Source organism: Arthrobacter subterraneus (assembly GCF_900099735.1).
GTDB classification, from domain to species: Bacteria; Actinomycetota; Actinomycetes; order Actinomycetales; family Micrococcaceae; genus Arthrobacter_D; species Arthrobacter_D subterraneus.
In genome coordinates this window covers 1-15,152 of sequence record NZ_FNDT01000026.1, presented here as the reverse complement: position 1 = coordinate 15,152, position 15,152 = coordinate 1, and the positions used below count along the sequence as shown (strand labels likewise).

The 15,152-nt window shown below is 60.2% G+C and carries 14 protein-coding genes and 1 pseudogene; 6 read left to right on the top strand and 9 right to left on the bottom strand.

Annotation, left to right across the window (positions count from 1 at the left end):
- Nucleotides 1–35: 35 nt before the first annotated feature.
- The 3 genes and pseudogenes from BLS52_RS16600 to BLS52_RS16590 all read right to left on the bottom strand — a co-directional run bounded on the left by BLS52_RS16600 (nt 36) and on the right by BLS52_RS16590 (nt 2,882).
- Nucleotides 36–1,071 (bottom strand): annotated as a pseudogene (locus tag BLS52_RS16600) (LLM class flavin-dependent oxidoreductase).
- 54 nt (nt 1,072–1,125) lie between these two features.
- Nucleotides 1,126–2,169 carry an LLM class flavin-dependent oxidoreductase gene (locus BLS52_RS16595; RefSeq protein WP_090588206.1) on the bottom strand — a complete coding sequence of 348 codons (1,044 nt, stop codon included), beginning with the start codon at nt 2,167–2,169 and terminating at the stop codon, nt 1,126–1,128.
- A 47-nt stretch (nt 2,170–2,216) separates the two neighbouring features.
- A complete protein-coding gene (locus BLS52_RS16590; RefSeq protein WP_090588204.1) occupies nt 2,217–2,882 on the bottom strand; it encodes an NADPH-dependent F420 reductase in 666 nt (221 codons plus the stop codon).
- Between the two features lie 156 nt (nt 2,883–3,038).
- Here BLS52_RS16590 and BLS52_RS16585 point away from each other — a divergent pair, with 156 nt between their 5' ends.
- The 3 genes from BLS52_RS16585 (at nt 3,039) to BLS52_RS19160 (ending at nt 4,892) form a co-directional block, all read left to right on the top strand.
- Complete coding sequence (locus BLS52_RS16585; protein WP_090588203.1) at nt 3,039–3,545, top strand: MarR family winged helix-turn-helix transcriptional regulator; 507 nt, start codon at nt 3,039–3,041, stop codon at nt 3,543–3,545.
- A 288-nt stretch (nt 3,546–3,833) separates the two neighbouring features.
- On the top strand, nt 3,834–4,442 hold the full coding sequence (locus BLS52_RS16580; protein ID WP_090588201.1) for an NADPH-dependent FMN reductase: 609 nt from the start codon (nt 3,834–3,836) through the stop codon (nt 4,440–4,442).
- A gap of 153 nt (nt 4,443–4,595) precedes the next feature.
- Nucleotides 4,596–4,892 carry a DUF4913 domain-containing protein gene (locus BLS52_RS19160; RefSeq protein WP_425425046.1) on the top strand — a complete coding sequence of 99 codons (297 nt, stop codon included), beginning with the start codon at nt 4,596–4,598 and terminating at the stop codon, nt 4,890–4,892.
- 72 nt (nt 4,893–4,964) lie between these two features.
- Here the strand turns inward: BLS52_RS19160 and BLS52_RS16570 are convergent, their stop codons facing one another.
- The 3 genes from BLS52_RS16570 to BLS52_RS16560 are packed head-to-tail and all read right to left on the bottom strand — an operon-like array spanning nt 4,965 to nt 7,726.
- On the bottom strand, nt 4,965–5,720 hold the full coding sequence (locus BLS52_RS16570; RefSeq protein ID WP_090588198.1) for a hypothetical protein: 756 nt from the start codon (nt 5,718–5,720) through the stop codon (nt 4,965–4,967).
- A 10-nt stretch (nt 5,721–5,730) separates the two neighbouring features.
- Nucleotides 5,731–7,296 (bottom strand): relaxase/mobilization nuclease domain-containing protein, encoded by a 1,566-nt coding sequence (locus BLS52_RS16565; protein WP_245702915.1) that lies wholly within the window; start codon nt 7,294–7,296, stop codon nt 5,731–5,733.
- A gap of 34 nt (nt 7,297–7,330) precedes the next feature.
- Nucleotides 7,331–7,726, bottom strand: coding sequence for a plasmid mobilization protein (locus tag BLS52_RS16560; RefSeq protein WP_090588196.1), 396 nt, complete (start codon nt 7,724–7,726; stop codon nt 7,331–7,333).
- Nucleotides 7,727–8,419: 693 nt separating this feature from the next.
- Here BLS52_RS16560 and BLS52_RS16550 point away from each other — a divergent pair.
- From BLS52_RS16550 to BLS52_RS16540, 3 genes are all read left to right on the top strand, one after another.
- Nucleotides 8,420–8,740 (top strand): hypothetical protein, encoded by a 321-nt coding sequence (locus BLS52_RS16550; protein ID WP_090588192.1) that lies wholly within the window; start codon nt 8,420–8,422, stop codon nt 8,738–8,740.
- A gap of 10 nt (nt 8,741–8,750) precedes the next feature.
- Entirely contained in the window at nt 8,751–9,068 is a 318-nt protein-coding gene (locus tag BLS52_RS16545; RefSeq protein ID WP_090588191.1) for a hypothetical protein, read from the top strand.
- Nucleotides 9,069–9,220: 152 nt separating this feature from the next.
- The gene (locus tag BLS52_RS16540; RefSeq protein WP_139186303.1) at nt 9,221–9,889 is read left to right on the top strand and encodes a hypothetical protein; all 669 of its coding nucleotides are present in this window, start codon (nt 9,221–9,223) and stop codon (nt 9,887–9,889) included.
- A 26-nt stretch (nt 9,890–9,915) separates the two neighbouring features.
- Here BLS52_RS16540 and BLS52_RS16535 read toward each other — a convergent pair whose 3' ends face one another.
- The 3 genes from BLS52_RS16535 to BLS52_RS16525 form a co-directional block, all read right to left on the bottom strand.
- On the bottom strand, nt 9,916–10,842 hold the full coding sequence (locus BLS52_RS16535; RefSeq protein ID WP_090588188.1) for an HlyD family secretion protein: 927 nt from the start codon (nt 10,840–10,842) through the stop codon (nt 9,916–9,918).
- Between the two features lie 307 nt (nt 10,843–11,149).
- On the bottom strand, nt 11,150–13,495 hold the full coding sequence (locus tag BLS52_RS16530) for an AAA family ATPase (RefSeq protein WP_090588186.1): 2,346 nt from the start codon (nt 13,493–13,495) through the stop codon (nt 11,150–11,152).
- Nucleotides 13,496–14,013: 518 nt separating this feature from the next.
- A complete protein-coding gene (locus tag BLS52_RS16525; protein WP_090588184.1) occupies nt 14,014–14,595 on the bottom strand; it encodes a recombinase family protein in 582 nt (193 codons plus the stop codon).
- Nucleotides 14,596–15,152: the final 557 nt, after the last annotated feature.

Below are 15,152 nucleotides of genomic sequence, written 5' to 3'. Positions count from 1 at the left end.
TGGTTCCAGGCCCTCGCCATGAAAGTCCGAGGAGGCTAGGGCGATGTAGCGGTGGCGGTCTCGCGTTTGACGACGGGGACCACTTCGGTCATGAACAGTTCCAGGGATTCGTTGATCATGGCGTTGGGCAGGTTTCCAACGTCGATTTGGCCGAGGAACCGGTCGATGCCGAGCAGTTCGACTCGTTTGAGGATCTCTTCTGTGACTTGTTGCGGGCTGCCGACCGGGAGTCCTCGCTGGATCCACAGGTCGTACCCTTGGCGGTGGAACTCGGCGCCGCCGGTTATGCCCATCTCGCGGAGGTAGTGGGCGTAGTAGGGGTAGAAGGAGTCTCGGGCGCTCTGGGAGGTCTTACCGATAAACATGTGGCCGCTGGCGCCCAAGCGCAGGCCGGCGGGGTCCTGTCCGGCCTGTTCAGCCGCCTGGCGGTAGAGCTCCACCCTGGGGATGAACTGTTCGGTTCCGGTGAAGAAGCCCATGATCATCGGCAGGCCTAGGGCGCCGGCGCGCATGGCGGAGGCGGGACTTCCCCCGATCGCTACCCAGACTGGCAGCCTGTCCTGCTGAGCGCGGGGGACGATGTGGGCCTTGTTCAGTGCGGGGCGGTGCCCGCCCCTGCCAGCTGACTGTTTCCTGCTCACGGATTTGCAGGAGCATTCTGAGCTTTTCGTCGAAGAGCTCGTCGTAGTCGGCCAGGTCGTAGCCGAAGAGGGGGAAGGATTCGGTGAAAGCGCCGCGGCCGGCGACGATTTCGGCCCGACCGTGGGAGAGGTGGTCGAGGGTGGCGTATTGCTGATACACGCGCACCGGGTCCTGGCTGGACAAGACGGTGACGCCGCTGGTCAGGCGGATCCGTTTAGTCGCCGAGGCCATGGCGGCCAGGACCACCTCGGGGGCCGAAAGTGAGAAGTCGGGGCGGTGGTGCTCGCCTAGGGCGATCACGTCCAGCCCGCCCTGATCAGCGTTGCGGGCCAGCTCCACCAACTCGTCCAGGCGCTGGGTCACGTCTGTGGTTGCGGTACCGTCCGGGTGCTGGTTGATCTCCCCGAAGGTATAGATACCAAGTTCCATGGAAATGTCTTTCGTCGTGGTGTGTAGTCGTGGCGGGTTGCGGCTCATTTGGCCTCATTTGGCTGAGAGAAGCCGTTCGACGCGGGGTTTGACCTCGGTGGCCAGCAGGGTGAGGGATTCGATGAAGTGTTCGTGGGGCAGACCGCCGATGTCTGTTTGCAGGAAGTGGCGCATGTGACCCATGTAGCCGTGCAGGTGGACGATGCGTTCGGCGACTTCGTCGGGGTCGCCGATGTAGTACGCGCCGGGCGCTTCGGCTTGGGCGAGGTAAGCCCGTCTGTCGGGTGCGGGCCAGCCGCGCAGCCGGCCCATTTCGATGTTGAGGTTGTGCCAGCCGGGGTAGAACCGCTCGAGGGCTTCCTTTTTAGTTGGGGCGATCAGACCGAGGGCGGCGACGGAGACCTGGATGTTCGCACCTGCGTGGCCTGCCTTCGCTGCGGTGGCACGGTAAAGCTGGGCGAGCGGGGCGAAGCGGTGCGGGGCGCCACCGATGATGCCGTAGGAGATGGGCAGGCCCAGCTGCCCGGCACGTGCAGAGGAACCGGCGTTCCCGCCGGTGGCCAGCCAGATTGGGATCTGACCGTTTACGGGGCGGGGCACGACCGCGAGCTTGTCCAGCGTGGGGCGGACAGAACCGGACCAGGTGACGTACTCGCTGTTGTGGTGATTGATGGTCATCAACAGGTCGAGTTTTTCGGCGTAGAGCTGATCGTAATCGGTCATGTCGTAACCGAACAGGGGGAAAGTCTCCGCGGAAGATCCACGGCCGGCGGTAATCTCGATCCGCCCGCCGCCGGAGACCGCGTCGGCGGTAGCGAATTGCTGGAAGACCCGCACCGGGTCGTCGGTGCCGATGATGCTGGCCGCGCTGCCGAGCTTGATCTGCCGGGTAGCTGCGGCGGCTGCGGCGATGAGCGCTCCAGGCGATGAGGCGGGCATGCTTGTGGTGTGATGTTCCCCGACACCGAAATAGTCCAGTCCGGCCTGGTCGGCGTGGACGATACCCTCGAAGAGGTTGCGGACGGCCTCGGAGGTTGAACGTGGGGACCCGTCGGGGTTCAGCTGGGTGTCGCCGAAGCTGTACGCGCCGATTTCCATGGTGTTACCTGAGTTTTCGTTAAGGCTGGTGTGGCCTGCCGATTGGGTTAGACGCCGACCCGAGCGCATGCTGCGGCCAGCAGGTTTTGAAGTTGGTGGGAGGTATGGGATCCGTTGAAGACCTCGGTTCCGGGCTGGAAGGCTCGTCCCGCCACCAGGGATCCCGCGTCGACGGCGTCATAGCCGAGCCTGTTGAGGAAGCCCGCGACGGCGGCTTTGGCATCGTCGTGGTCCCCGGCCAGGGCTAGGGCACGGCGGCCGGGACGGCCGGGCGCTTTGTCGTCTTCTTCAAGTTCGTGGTATCCGATGTGGTTCAGCGTCTTGACCAGCCTGGCTCCGGGAAGGAAGTCCTGGATGATTTCACTGCTGGTCCGGGGGTCGTTTTCGAAGTCGTCCACCTCCCCATCGGTGGGTGCCCAGTAGTTCATCGCGTCAATAACTGTCCGCCCGGCCAGCAACTGCGGAGAGAGGGTGCGGTACTTGTGCAGCGGAACAGCGACCACCACCAGATCCGATGCCGCAGCCTCGGCGGCGTCCACGGCGGCCGCACCCGGGGTGATGATGTCCACGAGCAGGGAAATCTCCTGTGCGGGCTTGGCGGTGGCGATCCTCACCTCATACCCGGCTTTGAGGGCCTGGCGTGCGACGGCAGTACCGACACGCCCAGCACCGAGAATCCCTACAGTTGTGATGCTCTCTGGCTGCACGCTCATGCGGTGGCTCCTTAATGGGTAGGGGTCGGCGGCGGCCGGGAGAGCTTCGAGTCGAGGCCCCATGGCAACTCCAAACCCCTCAAACTATGTTGCTCAACAGACTATATATTCTGAAGAAGATCTGTGCAAGTACGCAGTTTGCGGTAGCATAGGGGTATGAGTGAGAGCCTGCAAACCCTCCAGACCGGCCCCTCTGCCGCAGCGCCCGGAGACTTCGGCTGGCATTTAGGCATGGTGTTACGCGGTTACCAGTTCCTCTTTGAAGAGGCCGTGGAAGGCATGCCCGCAGGAATCCGCGGTTACCAAATACTCTCTACTGTCCTTCACCGTGACCCGCCCAACCAACAGGCCCTCGGTGCCCATCTGGCGATCGATCGGACGGTCCTGACCTACCTGCTGGACGCCCTCGTAGACGCCGGCGTCGTCGAACGCGTCCCGGCGCCCTCGGACCGCAGGGCACGCAAAATCGTGGCCACCGACAACGGCCGCGAAATCCTTGCCCAATATGAAGAGCGGGTGGCCACCGCCGAATCAGAACTGCTCTCCGGGCTCAAGGAACCCGAAGCAGACACCCTGGCTACACTAATCGCACGCCTGGCCATGGACGTCCACCGCTCACAACCCGGATCCAGCCCCTGTGAAGCCATGGACCACCTGCCCTGACACCAGCCACATCCCCGGTTTCGGCGCACATAGCCTGCCCGGCAGCTGGGCCACTACCGTAATCAGGCCAAGAGCGTGAACCAGAACGTGCAGACCTGCGAACGCAAGGGCGCCTTCTGATTCGCGGGGCGTAAGCCAGCCCTCGTGTGGCCGGGGCGCGGTCCCTAGCGAAGGATCCCTGGGTGCCCTGTCGGAATGGATTGAACTGTGCTGAACTGGGCTAGGGACCGCGAATCCCGCCTAAATAACAGCCGGCGTATCCTGCCGACGCTAGAAAGGATTGAGGTAGTGCCAGAAAAAACATACAAAATCGGGTATTTCGTCGGCAGCCTGGCCAGCGGCTCCATCAACCGCACACTATCCAAGGCGCTCATCAAACTGGCCCCAGAGGAACTTGAGTTTACCGAGATTCCAATCAGGGACCTCCCGCTTTACAACTACGATTTCGATGCCGATTTCCCCGCCGAAGGTAGGGCGCTGAAGGAGGCCATCGAGGCCTCCGACGGCATCCTATTTATCTCTCCCGAGTACAACCGGTCGATTCCCGGAGCGCTGAAGAACGCAATCGACTGGGGATCCCGTCCATGGGGTGCCAATTCATTTGCCCGGAAACCGACAGGCATCATCGGTGCTTCCCCAGGCAACATCGGTACAGCCGTAATGCAATCCTCCATGCGCTCTGTACTGAGCTTCCTCGATGCACCTCAGCTGAACGCACCGGAGGCGTACGTAAAATTCGACGCCGATGTGTTCGGGGACGACGGTGAAGTCAGGGACGAGTCCACGGCCACTTTCCTGCGCCACTATATGGAGGAATACGGTGCGTTCGTTGAGCGCGTGTTGGACGCCAACGCCCCCGGCCATATCGGCGACCAAAACCGGGACGTTTCACACTAGCCAAATGGCAAAAGCCCATAACCGCTGAGAGCCGGATCGGATGAGACTTCAGTTCAGCCCGCACTCACCCCTCGCGCCACCCCACGGGGGTTAACCGGGGGCAGGAGGGCCAGCCGTTCCATCGCTCGGCGCTTGCGGAAGTAGCAGCCCAGGCTGCTACTCCCGGCACGGGACGTCGGCGGCGCATCCGATACCGGTTGTCGGTCCGGACCTCCTCCCGAGTGTACGTACATTGCTTCATCCTTCGCTGCCACTCCCCGTTTCCATAGTCTGGGAGGCTCATCGGATGGTCGGGTAGTTTGGTGGTTGAACCACGCTGATCCTCATATGAGGGTTCTCATGGCACCCAACGGGCCTTTGAAAAAGTGCACCTATGACGGCCACGCTCCACGCCCGGAAATGGCTTCGCTGCCTCACGTTGACCCTGAGCAATCTCTGTACCCGTCGTAGATCCACTACCAGAAAGGGGAGGCCCCGCCGTTGCCGGCAGGGCCTCCCCTTTTGCTTGTGTTCATGTCCTGGTCAGCGTTCTCGCGCTCCCTGTTCGATGGAGCGTCCTCGGGTCGAGCTTTTCATCTTGGAGGTCTTGCCCAGGTTCGGTTTAGAGCTCACTGCTGCGCTCGGGGGTGTTCCTTGGTGCTTGTCGGCCATGAGGCGAGCTTTGACGGCTTCCCGGTCGGGATGATCCTCTAGTCTCTTTTCGAGCTGCTGACGCCTCTCCGGGGAGTCATAGGCTGGCTCTGCCGTGTTGTTCGCCCGCGCCTGGTCCTCCCGGTTTGCCCCGGCTATGGTGGCGCCGGCGATCACTTCGTCGCCGCGAGCTGCGGCAGCGTTGGAGCGTTCGGTCTCGGCCTGCTGACGTGCCGCTTGGGCTCGGGTGAAGGCTGCGGAAATGTCCTGTTCGGAGGCTCCGGGGGCGTCAACGTCGATTCCGTAGCGTTGCTGCACCTGATCGCGGATTCTCTCTGCGTGCTCGGCGGCAACTGGGTCGTAGCCTTTCCATGCTTCTGCTGTCTCATGGGCGCGTTTGATCATCTCGGGGGTGGCCTTATCCCACCACTCGTCCCGGCTTACCGGGTCGAGCTGGGCGCGAGCTGCTGCCTGGGAGGCGTTGAACCGTTCCTGAAGCTCTCGGGCCCGTGCTTCTTCTGCCTGCTGGATGCTGCGCAGTTGTTCCTCACGCATCCTCGCTAGCTGCTCTCCGATCCGTGCCGCTGCCATAAGGCCAGCACGGAAACCGCCTTCTACTGCTTCATCAATTCCGTCCGACTCGCTCATGAGCTATCCCCTATCTCTCAATCCCTCGTTGACTATCTCGTTCTGGCCCGCGTGCTGGTACTGCACGCCCGGTTGGCTTCTGTCCGCCTGTGAGTGTCGCCGGTATCGGTGCGCCTTCGCGGGCACGTCCAGCAACCAAACGTGCTCTCAGGGTTTCCTCATCGAGTCCGGGATGCTGTTCGCGCAACTTCTCGATGGTCATACGTTCCGGCTTCACGGTCTGCGCTGCTGCGCTGCCTTCGACGACCTTCGTCGCGGCGATCACTGACCTTGACAAGCCCCTCACCCGGTTAAGGTCTGCGGTGGCTTTGTGCATATCGTGAATGGCTTTAGCGGTAGCCGCGAGCTGGCGGAACATCAGCGCATACGCCGCGCGGTCGCTCTTGGAAGTCGCGGCCAGCAGGATCATGCTGGCTCCCCTGGCTGACACCGCGCCGGCCTTCGGCTTCGTCGGCGGGTAGCGGCGCAACTGGGCTGACTTCGCTAGCTCTCGTGAGGCCTCGGCCAACGGCCCCGGCGTCTTCTCGATCCGCCGTGACCAGGCACCAAACGCTGCTGAGGTTTCCCGCGCAGCACTGGCCCACGCAGCATGGTCGGTGTACGGGGTGGATGCCAGTTTCTCGCGTAGCGCTCCAACTTCGTTGGCGTGCTTTTCCCACAGTTCGGCGCTCGGGGTTTCCCTCTCTCGGCCCGGTGCTACGACTCGCTTATTGCGTGCGGCGGCAGTCCACTCATTGACCGCTTCGGTGGCATTCTCCGGCGTGCTCTCCCACCCTTCGCGTAGCTTCGGCAAACTCAAATCCCGGCCCATGGAGTTACCGCCGTACCAAACGGCGCGCTCTCCCTTGGCTGGGCGTTCGGCAACTGAGTAGCCGGTCACTACGTCGGAGCGGCCTGCCGCGAAACGTGGCCTAACCAATAAGCCTTCCTGGCGTGCTCGACGCACAAACTCGGCCTCGCTCACGGATGCTGTAGCGCAGCTTCGGACAGTCCGTGCGACACTGTGCCGCTCGACTTCGGGTTTGCCCTGGCGTCGCGCCTTCTCCTGCTCGGCGGGGGTGAAACCACGCTCAGCCCGGACCGACCCCAGCTCGTTGAGCCCGTACTTCTTCTCCAGCTCACGACAGACCTGTTGGGACTTGTACTTAGATTTCCAGGCGTTCCACTTTGTTCCATCGTCTCTGACCATCGAGGCCACAATGTGAACGTGGTCATTGCCGTTCTTGCTGGCACCGTGACGGACCGCCGCCCACCGTGCGGGAGCTTTGCCGCTGGCCTCAGTGAACCCCATAGCGTTCATGTAGTCGTTGGTGATGTCTCCCCACTGCTGATCGGTGAGCTTACCTTCCTCAGCGCTCAGACTCAGCGAGCAATGGAACACGTGCCCGCCGTCAACCTCCGTGCCGTAAAACTGCTTCGCCCGGTCAAGGCTGTTAGCAATATCAAGAGCTGAATCGCGGTTGAGTTCGTTGTCGTCATACCAAGCCATGAGCGCGGCATCCCCGGCTACAAGGTGCGGCTCTTCGTGCTCATTGGCACGACCCGGACCCGCAAAATAAACCATGAGTCCGCTCATGCGATCACCCTGGGTGATGTTCGGAATCACAGCTCTACCGCCCCGCCATGGCCGCCAGCAAACGATCCACCCGATAAATGACACTCTTGGCATGCGTGATCGACGCTGCCGCGTCTGCCGGAATCTCACTGGTGCTATTGGCGTGCCGTGCAACCTGGTTGATGTTGTTCGCCACGGTGCCAACAAGCCGGGCCAGATTGGAAAGCTCCATGAACTGATCGCGCCGCTCGGACGGGGTTTCCCCTCCCTCACTCAAAGCAGACTCCACTAACAACCGGGCAACGGTAACGCGGTGCTTCTCCGCGATCTGAACCAGCCGGGCTTCTTCCTCCGGGGTGACCTTGATGACGTGGCGGTGCATCCTGCCGCCCTCGACGTTGGCACGACGACGGCGCGACTTCCAACCGGCAACACCGTTGCTCTCGCTCATCCGTCCCCCGTCCTTCAATGCCAGCGCAGCGAACCCGGTTCATCCGGGGACCACACTGCCAGTGTGCCGGACTCGACCAGACAAGTCGAGGCGGTTCCGAGCTTAGGGCACCTAAGTTACCAGCTTGCTCCGCCACGGTCGCCTTTTCCTTTCAACCGGCGATGTATGCGGGTTTGGGGTGTTCATGCTTCTTGGAGCGCTTCGCGCATGCGTTCTATTGACCGGCTGCGCCGTTCCGTTTCGGCTGGTGAAGGTACTGTCCGCCCTTCTCTTGGCAAGTCTCCGCCGGCGGCTTTCGCGGCATATCCTCGTCCGCTTCGCTCCCTGCGGTATTCCACGGTCCCCCAGCTCCAACCTGCCAATTCACTTCGCGGCCAAGTGAAGACGGCGTTGCCGAAAGGAACGGTGGCAAGGATACAAACAGGAGGACACAACAATGGCTCTCATCTCACCTAAGAGCGTGGAAGGTAAATACGGTGTCAGCACCGCCGAGCTGGCACGCTGGCGGCACTCAGGCGAGGGTCCGCAGTACTACCGGATCTCCGCCCGTCTAGTCCGATACGGGACAGACGATCTAGACAACTGGTTCCATGATCCAGCGAACGCGCACCTGCACGACCTTCCGGTAAACGAGTCAGCAGAGCTGTGTTCCGTATAGTGCCAGCTCGGCTGCAACAAAGTTAGGGTGAAGGTATGGCAACTCTCAGCATTGAACAGGCACAGACTCAGGCCCGTGCTCTCCTGGATTCACGCATCGAATCCGTGACCGCATTGGTCAAGGCGCGGCAACGAGTCGCTGACCTCAAAGAGCAACTGGCAGAAGCGGAGAAGGACGACAAGCGCGCCTATGTGCGTGCCACCAAAGACGGATGGAGCGCAGACGAACTCAAGAAGCTCGGACTAGAGAACAGTGCAGCCGGTCGGCGCCGATCCGCAACCCGTAAGACATCGTCGACCCCACAGGCTGACGAGGAACATACTCGCGTAGAGAATCAGCCGCGCCAAGGCGAATGAAGCATCATCGATGAAGCCCTCCTACGAGATCCGCGCAACAGCAACCAGGCATGCAAAGGACGTCATCAACCTGGCCTACGCTTCATTCCCCTTCGAGAAGGAGAACGAGCGCGAGGCGCTTGGTTCACAAGCTGATGTGCTCGCCACATACCGTGAGATGCTCGGACGAACCGGGGACGGATTTCAGCTCGTGGCCGTCGACAAAAAGGACAAGGTAATAGGGCTCGTCGCGGTCCGCCCTCTGCAAACTGCAGAGGGCCGCCAAAGCATGAGTGTATTCACCATCCCTCGGATCGGTCCGCAACAACGGACCCCAGCTGATTGCTGAGGTGTCGGGTGAAAGATGGATTAGCGCGACGTCGACACGATGCGTATTTCAAGCACCTGGAGTCCTACGCTCCCCAGCTAGATAGTTGGCGGCTCCGAGCGCAGCGGATTGAGCCACCGCAGTTAGGCAGTGAGCTGGACGCTGATAACAAGGTGTTCGTTCACCTCATCAGTGATGAGGCACGACTGTCTCTTATCTCCGCCGGGGAGCACCTGCGACTAGCGTGGACAGCTGTCAAAGCCGGAGAGCTGTATCCCACCGCACATTTCACAACACTTCGAGGCGCCCTGCTGGCCTCCGCCCAGGCGGTCTACATCCTGGGTCCGGATGAACCCGGCGTCCGACGAGAGCGAGGATTGACGGTCATTGTGGAGGCATACAAGCGCCTTCGACAGTTCCACCTCGAATGTCTGAACATGCCGGATCTGTCCGATGATGACCGCAGGAAGACCCATGAGCAGATGGTCTGGCTAGACGGCCGAAGGGCAACGGCGATCAAAGCTGGTGGTCAGCCTCGAGGCCCGAACATCTCCGATGACGTCATCCCTTACGCAGCCAACTTCGTGTTCGTGGGTGAGCCGGACAAGCAGAACAGCGTGATGCTGTTATGGAGACAGATGAGCGGAGACGCCCATGCGCTGACGTGGTCTATGACCCTCCGCGCGACGCTTGGGCCGACTCAGAAAGGTGAACCACTAACCGCGGGTACCGCGGCAGGGTCACTCGAGGCTATCGCTGAACCTTTCGTTGCTTCATTCCGCTTGCTCAAGCGTGGCTGGTCCCTGTTCGATCAGCGGTGCGAAGCTTCGGAAGGACGGTAAACCACACAGCCGACATACACCATCAGTCAGCGCAGCGGTTTCCCTAGACTGTCCGTGCGCGCCAGTTTCACAGCATCCAGCTTCACGAATTCGTGCTGCAGATCGCCGTTCAAATCGACATACTCAACCTTGAACGTGTTCCCCTCTTTCAAGGCTTTGTCGTCGAGCACGCCCTCAAATGACTTGCCTACCCCGCCGCGCACCAACGGATCATTGCCGAACGTGTCCGAAAGTCCTACTGGATTACCAGGCGTCCAATATTCGTGCGCCACAAGCCGGACATTCCTCGCTACGGAAGCTCCGTAGTTCCTGATGTAGAAGAAGTCCTCACCATCCGAGCCCAGCCAATCCGCGCGCTTTATCTCGAAAGCTGGCTTCTGTACTGCTGCCCGCGCCCGCCTTACCTCTTCGCGCACCTCGGTACGCCCAGACTCGACTAGAGCGTCACGTGCCGATTCAACCTCTGCCAAGCTCTCATCTCTTCCCTGCTGGATGAGAGCTGCACGAGCCTGCTCAACCTCCTCGAGGCTCGCCTTTCTGCCTTCCTCATGGAAGTGATTGCGCTGTGCATTCGCTTCAGCAAGTGCTTCTTGTCTACCCTGCGCGACCAAGCGTGTCCGGCCGGCCGGCGTTGAACCTCGCAGGCCGAACAAGTGCAGCGGCTCCCTCCAAATCCACCTAGGAAACGCAACCCACACTCGATTCCGTATCGGCTTGACGAAGAATGAGATGCCCAAAGCGGTCAAAGCCACCCAAATCACGACGCCGAGACGAAGTATTGAGTCTTGCTGCTCACGGGTGAGCTTGGTGGGAGCACCCTCGGCGAAGTAGTTGTACTCCAGATAGTGGGATACATAAGCGGCGACAGGGATGGTCACGACTGCGATGAAGATGCCGATGAAAAGCTGCTGACCGGTGCTGGAGCCGCGTTCAGGCGTTTGGGGGGTTGTCACCGAACAGATGTTATCCGCACAAGGGATAGACAATCTTGGTGTTGCGTTGGGGTACACCCCAACGCAACAGTCCCAGCGCACCGGAATTGTGACTTTTCAGCAGGGTGGCGGGCTTTTTGAAGATGGTTGGCGGGACCTAGTAGCTCCAGCGCAACGTCCCGTATGCAGGATCCTCCAGCGGACACTTTCTCGGGCGGGTACAACGCGGCAGGGCCCGACGGGACGATTCCCACTAGACGATCCACTACGTTCACACCATCCCAACGCAGTGGTCTAGTCGATCTACCAGCTCTTGATGAGACCTTGACTAGCCTGAGATTGCAAACAATGAGTGCTCATCAATTTCTAGGGCTTGACACATCGCCGACAGGTGCTGCGGATCGTTGGCCCGTATGAGGAGAAAGAGCGAGCGAAGCACAACCGATGCCTCGGTCGGATCGAGCATGGCCGAGACATTTCCTTCTTCGTTGTGTGAGTAAGTGTGCAGATACCTCTCTACGTGTGTTCGGACCGCGGGATTACCCAGCGACTCCATGGCGGCTTTCATTCCGGCGTGAAAGTTACCGATGTGTTGCGGATACCTGAAGCTGAGAAAGGCCTCCATCATCTTGCGAGCGGCATTCGGAACCAAGGCAAGAAGATCCATGCGTTCAGCGAGCCCGAGCTCCGGTGACGCCTCAGCGACCGATTTAGCTACTCGCGCGAATAGGAAATGGTATAGCGAACGCAGCCGACGACTTTGATTCTTGTCGGTTGTCCAAGGATCCAGTTGTGGGAGTCGGCGCGGGGTGCCAGACCGGTGGGAGCGATAACGCATACGGATCTCGTGAATTGTGAACCCACCCGAAACATGACGTCCTGCACTTTCCAGTTGCATCACCCACTGTCGGAAAAGTTCGAAGTTGTGAGTCAACAAGATCACCTGACTCGCGTAGTCATCTTCGATCAAGGAAGCCCAGAGGAAGGAAGAGACGCCGAAGAGAATTGCGTCGTCCATGCTCGATACAGGGTCATCGACCACGACGATCGGCTCGTCGCCAGGAACGACGCCTCTTCGCACACTGGCGAGGAAATGTAATAGCGCGATAGCAGTTCTCTCGCCCTCACTTAGGTGGGTCGCCGGCGCCCCCGCCCGCTCGATGCGGTACTGCTTACCATCAGCACTCGGCTCGAACCGCAGATCTGCGCGGCCAAGGAGCCTCGCAACATCGGTGGTAAGTTCGGTGGCTTGAGGCACAGGATCTGCGTCCTGGTTAGCTAGCGCGATAATGCGTTCGCTGAGCAGACGCAACTCGGTGGCGAGTTCTTCCGCCCTCGTATTCTGGTCGAGGACCGCAGCGGCACGCTCGTCATAGTCCTCGGCTACTGCTCGAACTCGTGCCAGCTCGACGCGGCGAGCCGCCGCGGTTGCCTCCCTCGCATGCGTAGACCGCTTGTGTTCATGTTTGCCCACTACCTCTTCTACGTGTCGGAGTGATGGGATCGATACAGGCGGCAAATCGATTGTCGTCACCGAGAAGGGATTCTCTCTCTTCAGTCGGAGCGCTTTGAGGATTCGGTGGAGACTACCTTGGAATTTGTCATTCTGATCGCGAAATTCCGACCGAGCTAGACGCAGTTCTCCTGCGAGGTCAGGGTATAAATCGGCGTCTCGCGGCACGCTGCTCGCCATTGAGTTGGCGGTCGCGCAGCTTTCCTCAATCAGTGCTACCTGCGCATCGATGCGCGACTGCAGATCGGTGAGTGACTTATCGAAATGTGCGGCCAGCTCTCGCCTTCTCTCGTCCGAAATGGTGTTGTCGCAGAAGAGACACGTTTCAATTTCGACGTGAAGATCTACTCCTCGCTGCACCCAGGCAGCGCGATTGGGACTGTCCGCGAGGGCAGAAAGCGGTCGGGATGTCACGTCAGTTTGAAGTAGCTCGATGGCGGTATCGCGCAGTTCTGCCACACTCGGTAGGTGTGAGCGATTGAGCCTTGTATAAGCCTCTTTTGCGGCCGATGTCGCCATCGCGCGGTCAGCAGCAATGTCCTCAGATGCGCCATCAAAGAGCGCACGATCATTTGTGAGCAGGGCACGCACATTGGTGCGTGTATAGGAGTTGGTCGCCCGATATGTAGCGACAGGCGACGCTCGCAGGTCCTCTACAACTTGCCCTGCCACTTCGGTAAGACGCTGTTGAAGAGCTTTGTGCAGCGAGTCCGCCTTCGACCGGGCTTCCCGCGATAAGGGTTCTAGTTCAGCTTTGCGAGTCTCAGCTGCTCGGAGCTTTTCCTCCGCATCAACATTTACTTTCCCAAGGGTGAGTAAGCTATCGGAGCGTGGACCTGCGTCATCATCGAACCGTAGGTTCTCGCGGACATATTCTGTATTGAAGACGCGAACGCGTTCCCAAAACGCAGAACTTGTCTGTGTAACTACTTCCGGGCTTCCGTCTATGACCACGTCGAACTCTGCGGCGGCACGTTGCACCTCCAGCGCCGAGCTAGAGCACGCTCGAAACAGATTCGCCAGCGTGCTCTTTCCGCTGCCGTTTGTGCCGTAGATCAAATTCACTCGGGCGAACTCGGTCGCGCGACCCTCGTCAGTCCAGCCTTGAAAAGCGCGGTAATTACCAATCTTTCGCAACCGATTTATCCGTGCGTGCGACATCTAGCCCCCTTCTATCGTCGCAACCTCATCTGAACCACGCGAGGTTGTCCTTCCGTCCCTAATCTGACCGTACCGCCTAAGTGGCGATCAGCTCTGGCACTGGGATCGCTTCGTGACTGGGCCAAGCGCTGCAATACCAGTGGGACCGATCAACGCGGACGGTCCTGCAGTGATCCTTATGAGGAACGCTCCTCGGGCCTCCATGCGAACAGTCGAAGCTCGCAGGATCACTGGCGCACCGATCCCCCGTAAGACCTGCCCTAAAGGTGCACGATAAAGGTCCGCCGTCTGCAACATTCACTTATCTTTCAAGCGTAGGGTTGCAACACACGAGGACGAGACAATCCCACTGTTGTTTTCAGAAGTCGCCTGCACTCTCTCCCGCGGAATTCCGGGGTTGTGCAGACGATTGTTGACAACGGAAATGTCAGAAGTGCCGTGCACGGAACAGCATTCCGCTCACTAGTGCTCTGCACCAACCATCGCTTTCAGAAGTCGCCTGCACCAGCCTGCGGGAACTACTGCTTTGAAGCCACAGCAGTGCCTGCGGCCGGGACCCACCGGTAGAGCGTCGGCACGGAGACTCCGAGGCTGTTGGCCACTTCCCGGGGCGGGGTTCCCTGGTTGAGGAGTTTGCGGGCTGAGCGGATCTTGGCTTCCGTCATGACGCGTTTGCGGCCGCCTATTCTTCCTTGTTCGCGCGCTGCCTGCAGGCCTGCCTGGGTGCGTTCGACCATGAGCTCCCGTTCCATCTGGGCCAGGGATGCCATCACGTTGAAGAAGAAGCGCCCGGAGACCGTGGTGGTATCGATCGCATCGGTGAGGCTGGCGAAGCCTACGCCGCGGTCATTCAGGCCGCCGGCGAAGTCCAGGAGGTCTTTCACGCTGCGGCCCAGGCGGTCTAGCTTCCAAACCACCAGGGTGTCCCCGTCACGCAGGGTGTCCAGCGCCTGGTCGAGCCCGGGACGTTGGTTCTTGGTGCCGCTGATCTGGTCTTCGTAGATTTTGTCGCATCCGGCCTTCTTCAGGGCGTCGAGCTGCAAGCTCAGGTTCTGGTCCCGGGTGGAGACCCGGGCGTAGCCGATGCGGTGCGTGGTCATGGAGTGTTCTCTTCTCAAAACTCAATTCGGGGTGTGGGTTTGACTGTACCGTTTCGAGAACTATTTGTGAGAACGACAGGCCCTGAGCCCGGCTTTTCGTCTGAACGGCGGTTTCCGCAGAAAGACGCCCCTTAGCAGCCGCTCGCCGCGAACACCTCGATTCTCAAATCAACCTGTTCTTGAAATCCTTCGTTATCGAGAGGTGCGCTAGGGTATGCGTGCGCAGCGCGAGGACCGTTAGGACCGAGGAGGAAGATCGGGGCATTGCTGGTTGACTGAAGCATGACCAAGCTCGAAGTCAGAATTAGATATCTCATCAACGATTTGTGGATTGACCCCGGGTTGATGGGGTGGGGCCATCGATTGGACATCGACGGCGAAGATATCGAAATCAGGTTTCCTGGCTCACCAGATGATTTTACGGCTCGCGAGTGGGAAACAGACCTTCAACCAACGCCATCTGGGACTGCCCACGTTTTGGTTGACTCGTGGGGTTGATAGTTTCTAGGCGGCTAGCGCCATGTTGTTGATTGTCTCAAACTCGATCGGGGTTAGTT

Bases quoted from the DNA above. Each gene is read 5' to 3' on its own strand.
- BLS52_RS16595 (WP_090588206.1), bottom strand. From the start codon at position 2,169: ATGGAAATCGGCGCGTACAGCTTCGGCGACACCCAGCTGAACCCCGAC.
- BLS52_RS16560 (WP_090588196.1), bottom strand. From the start codon at position 7,726: ATGAGCGAGAGCAACGGTGTTGCCGGTTGGAAGTCGCGCCGTCGTCGT.
- BLS52_RS16530 (WP_090588186.1), bottom strand. From the start codon at position 13,495: ATGTCGCACGCACGGATAAATCGGTTGCGAAAGATTGGTAATTACCGC.
- BLS52_RS16570 (WP_090588198.1), bottom strand. From the start codon at position 5,720: ATGAGCGAGTCGGACGGAATTGATGAAGCAGTAGAAGGCGGTTTCCGT.
- BLS52_RS16565 (WP_245702915.1), bottom strand. From the start codon at position 7,296: ATGAGCGGACTCATGGTTTATTTTGCGGGTCCGGGTCGTGCCAATGAG.
- BLS52_RS16550 (WP_090588192.1), top strand. From the start codon at position 8,420: ATGGCAACTCTCAGCATTGAACAGGCACAGACTCAGGCCCGTGCTCTC.
- BLS52_RS16525 (WP_090588184.1), bottom strand. From the start codon at position 14,595: ATGACCACGCACCGCATCGGCTACGCCCGGGTCTCCACCCGGGACCAG.
- BLS52_RS16590 (WP_090588204.1), bottom strand. From the start codon at position 2,882: ATGAGCGTGCAGCCAGAGAGCATCACAACTGTAGGGATTCTCGGTGCT.
- BLS52_RS16545 (WP_090588191.1), top strand. From the start codon at position 8,751: ATGAAGCCCTCCTACGAGATCCGCGCAACAGCAACCAGGCATGCAAAG.
- BLS52_RS16585 (WP_090588203.1), top strand. From the start codon at position 3,039: ATGAGTGAGAGCCTGCAAACCCTCCAGACCGGCCCCTCTGCCGCAGCG.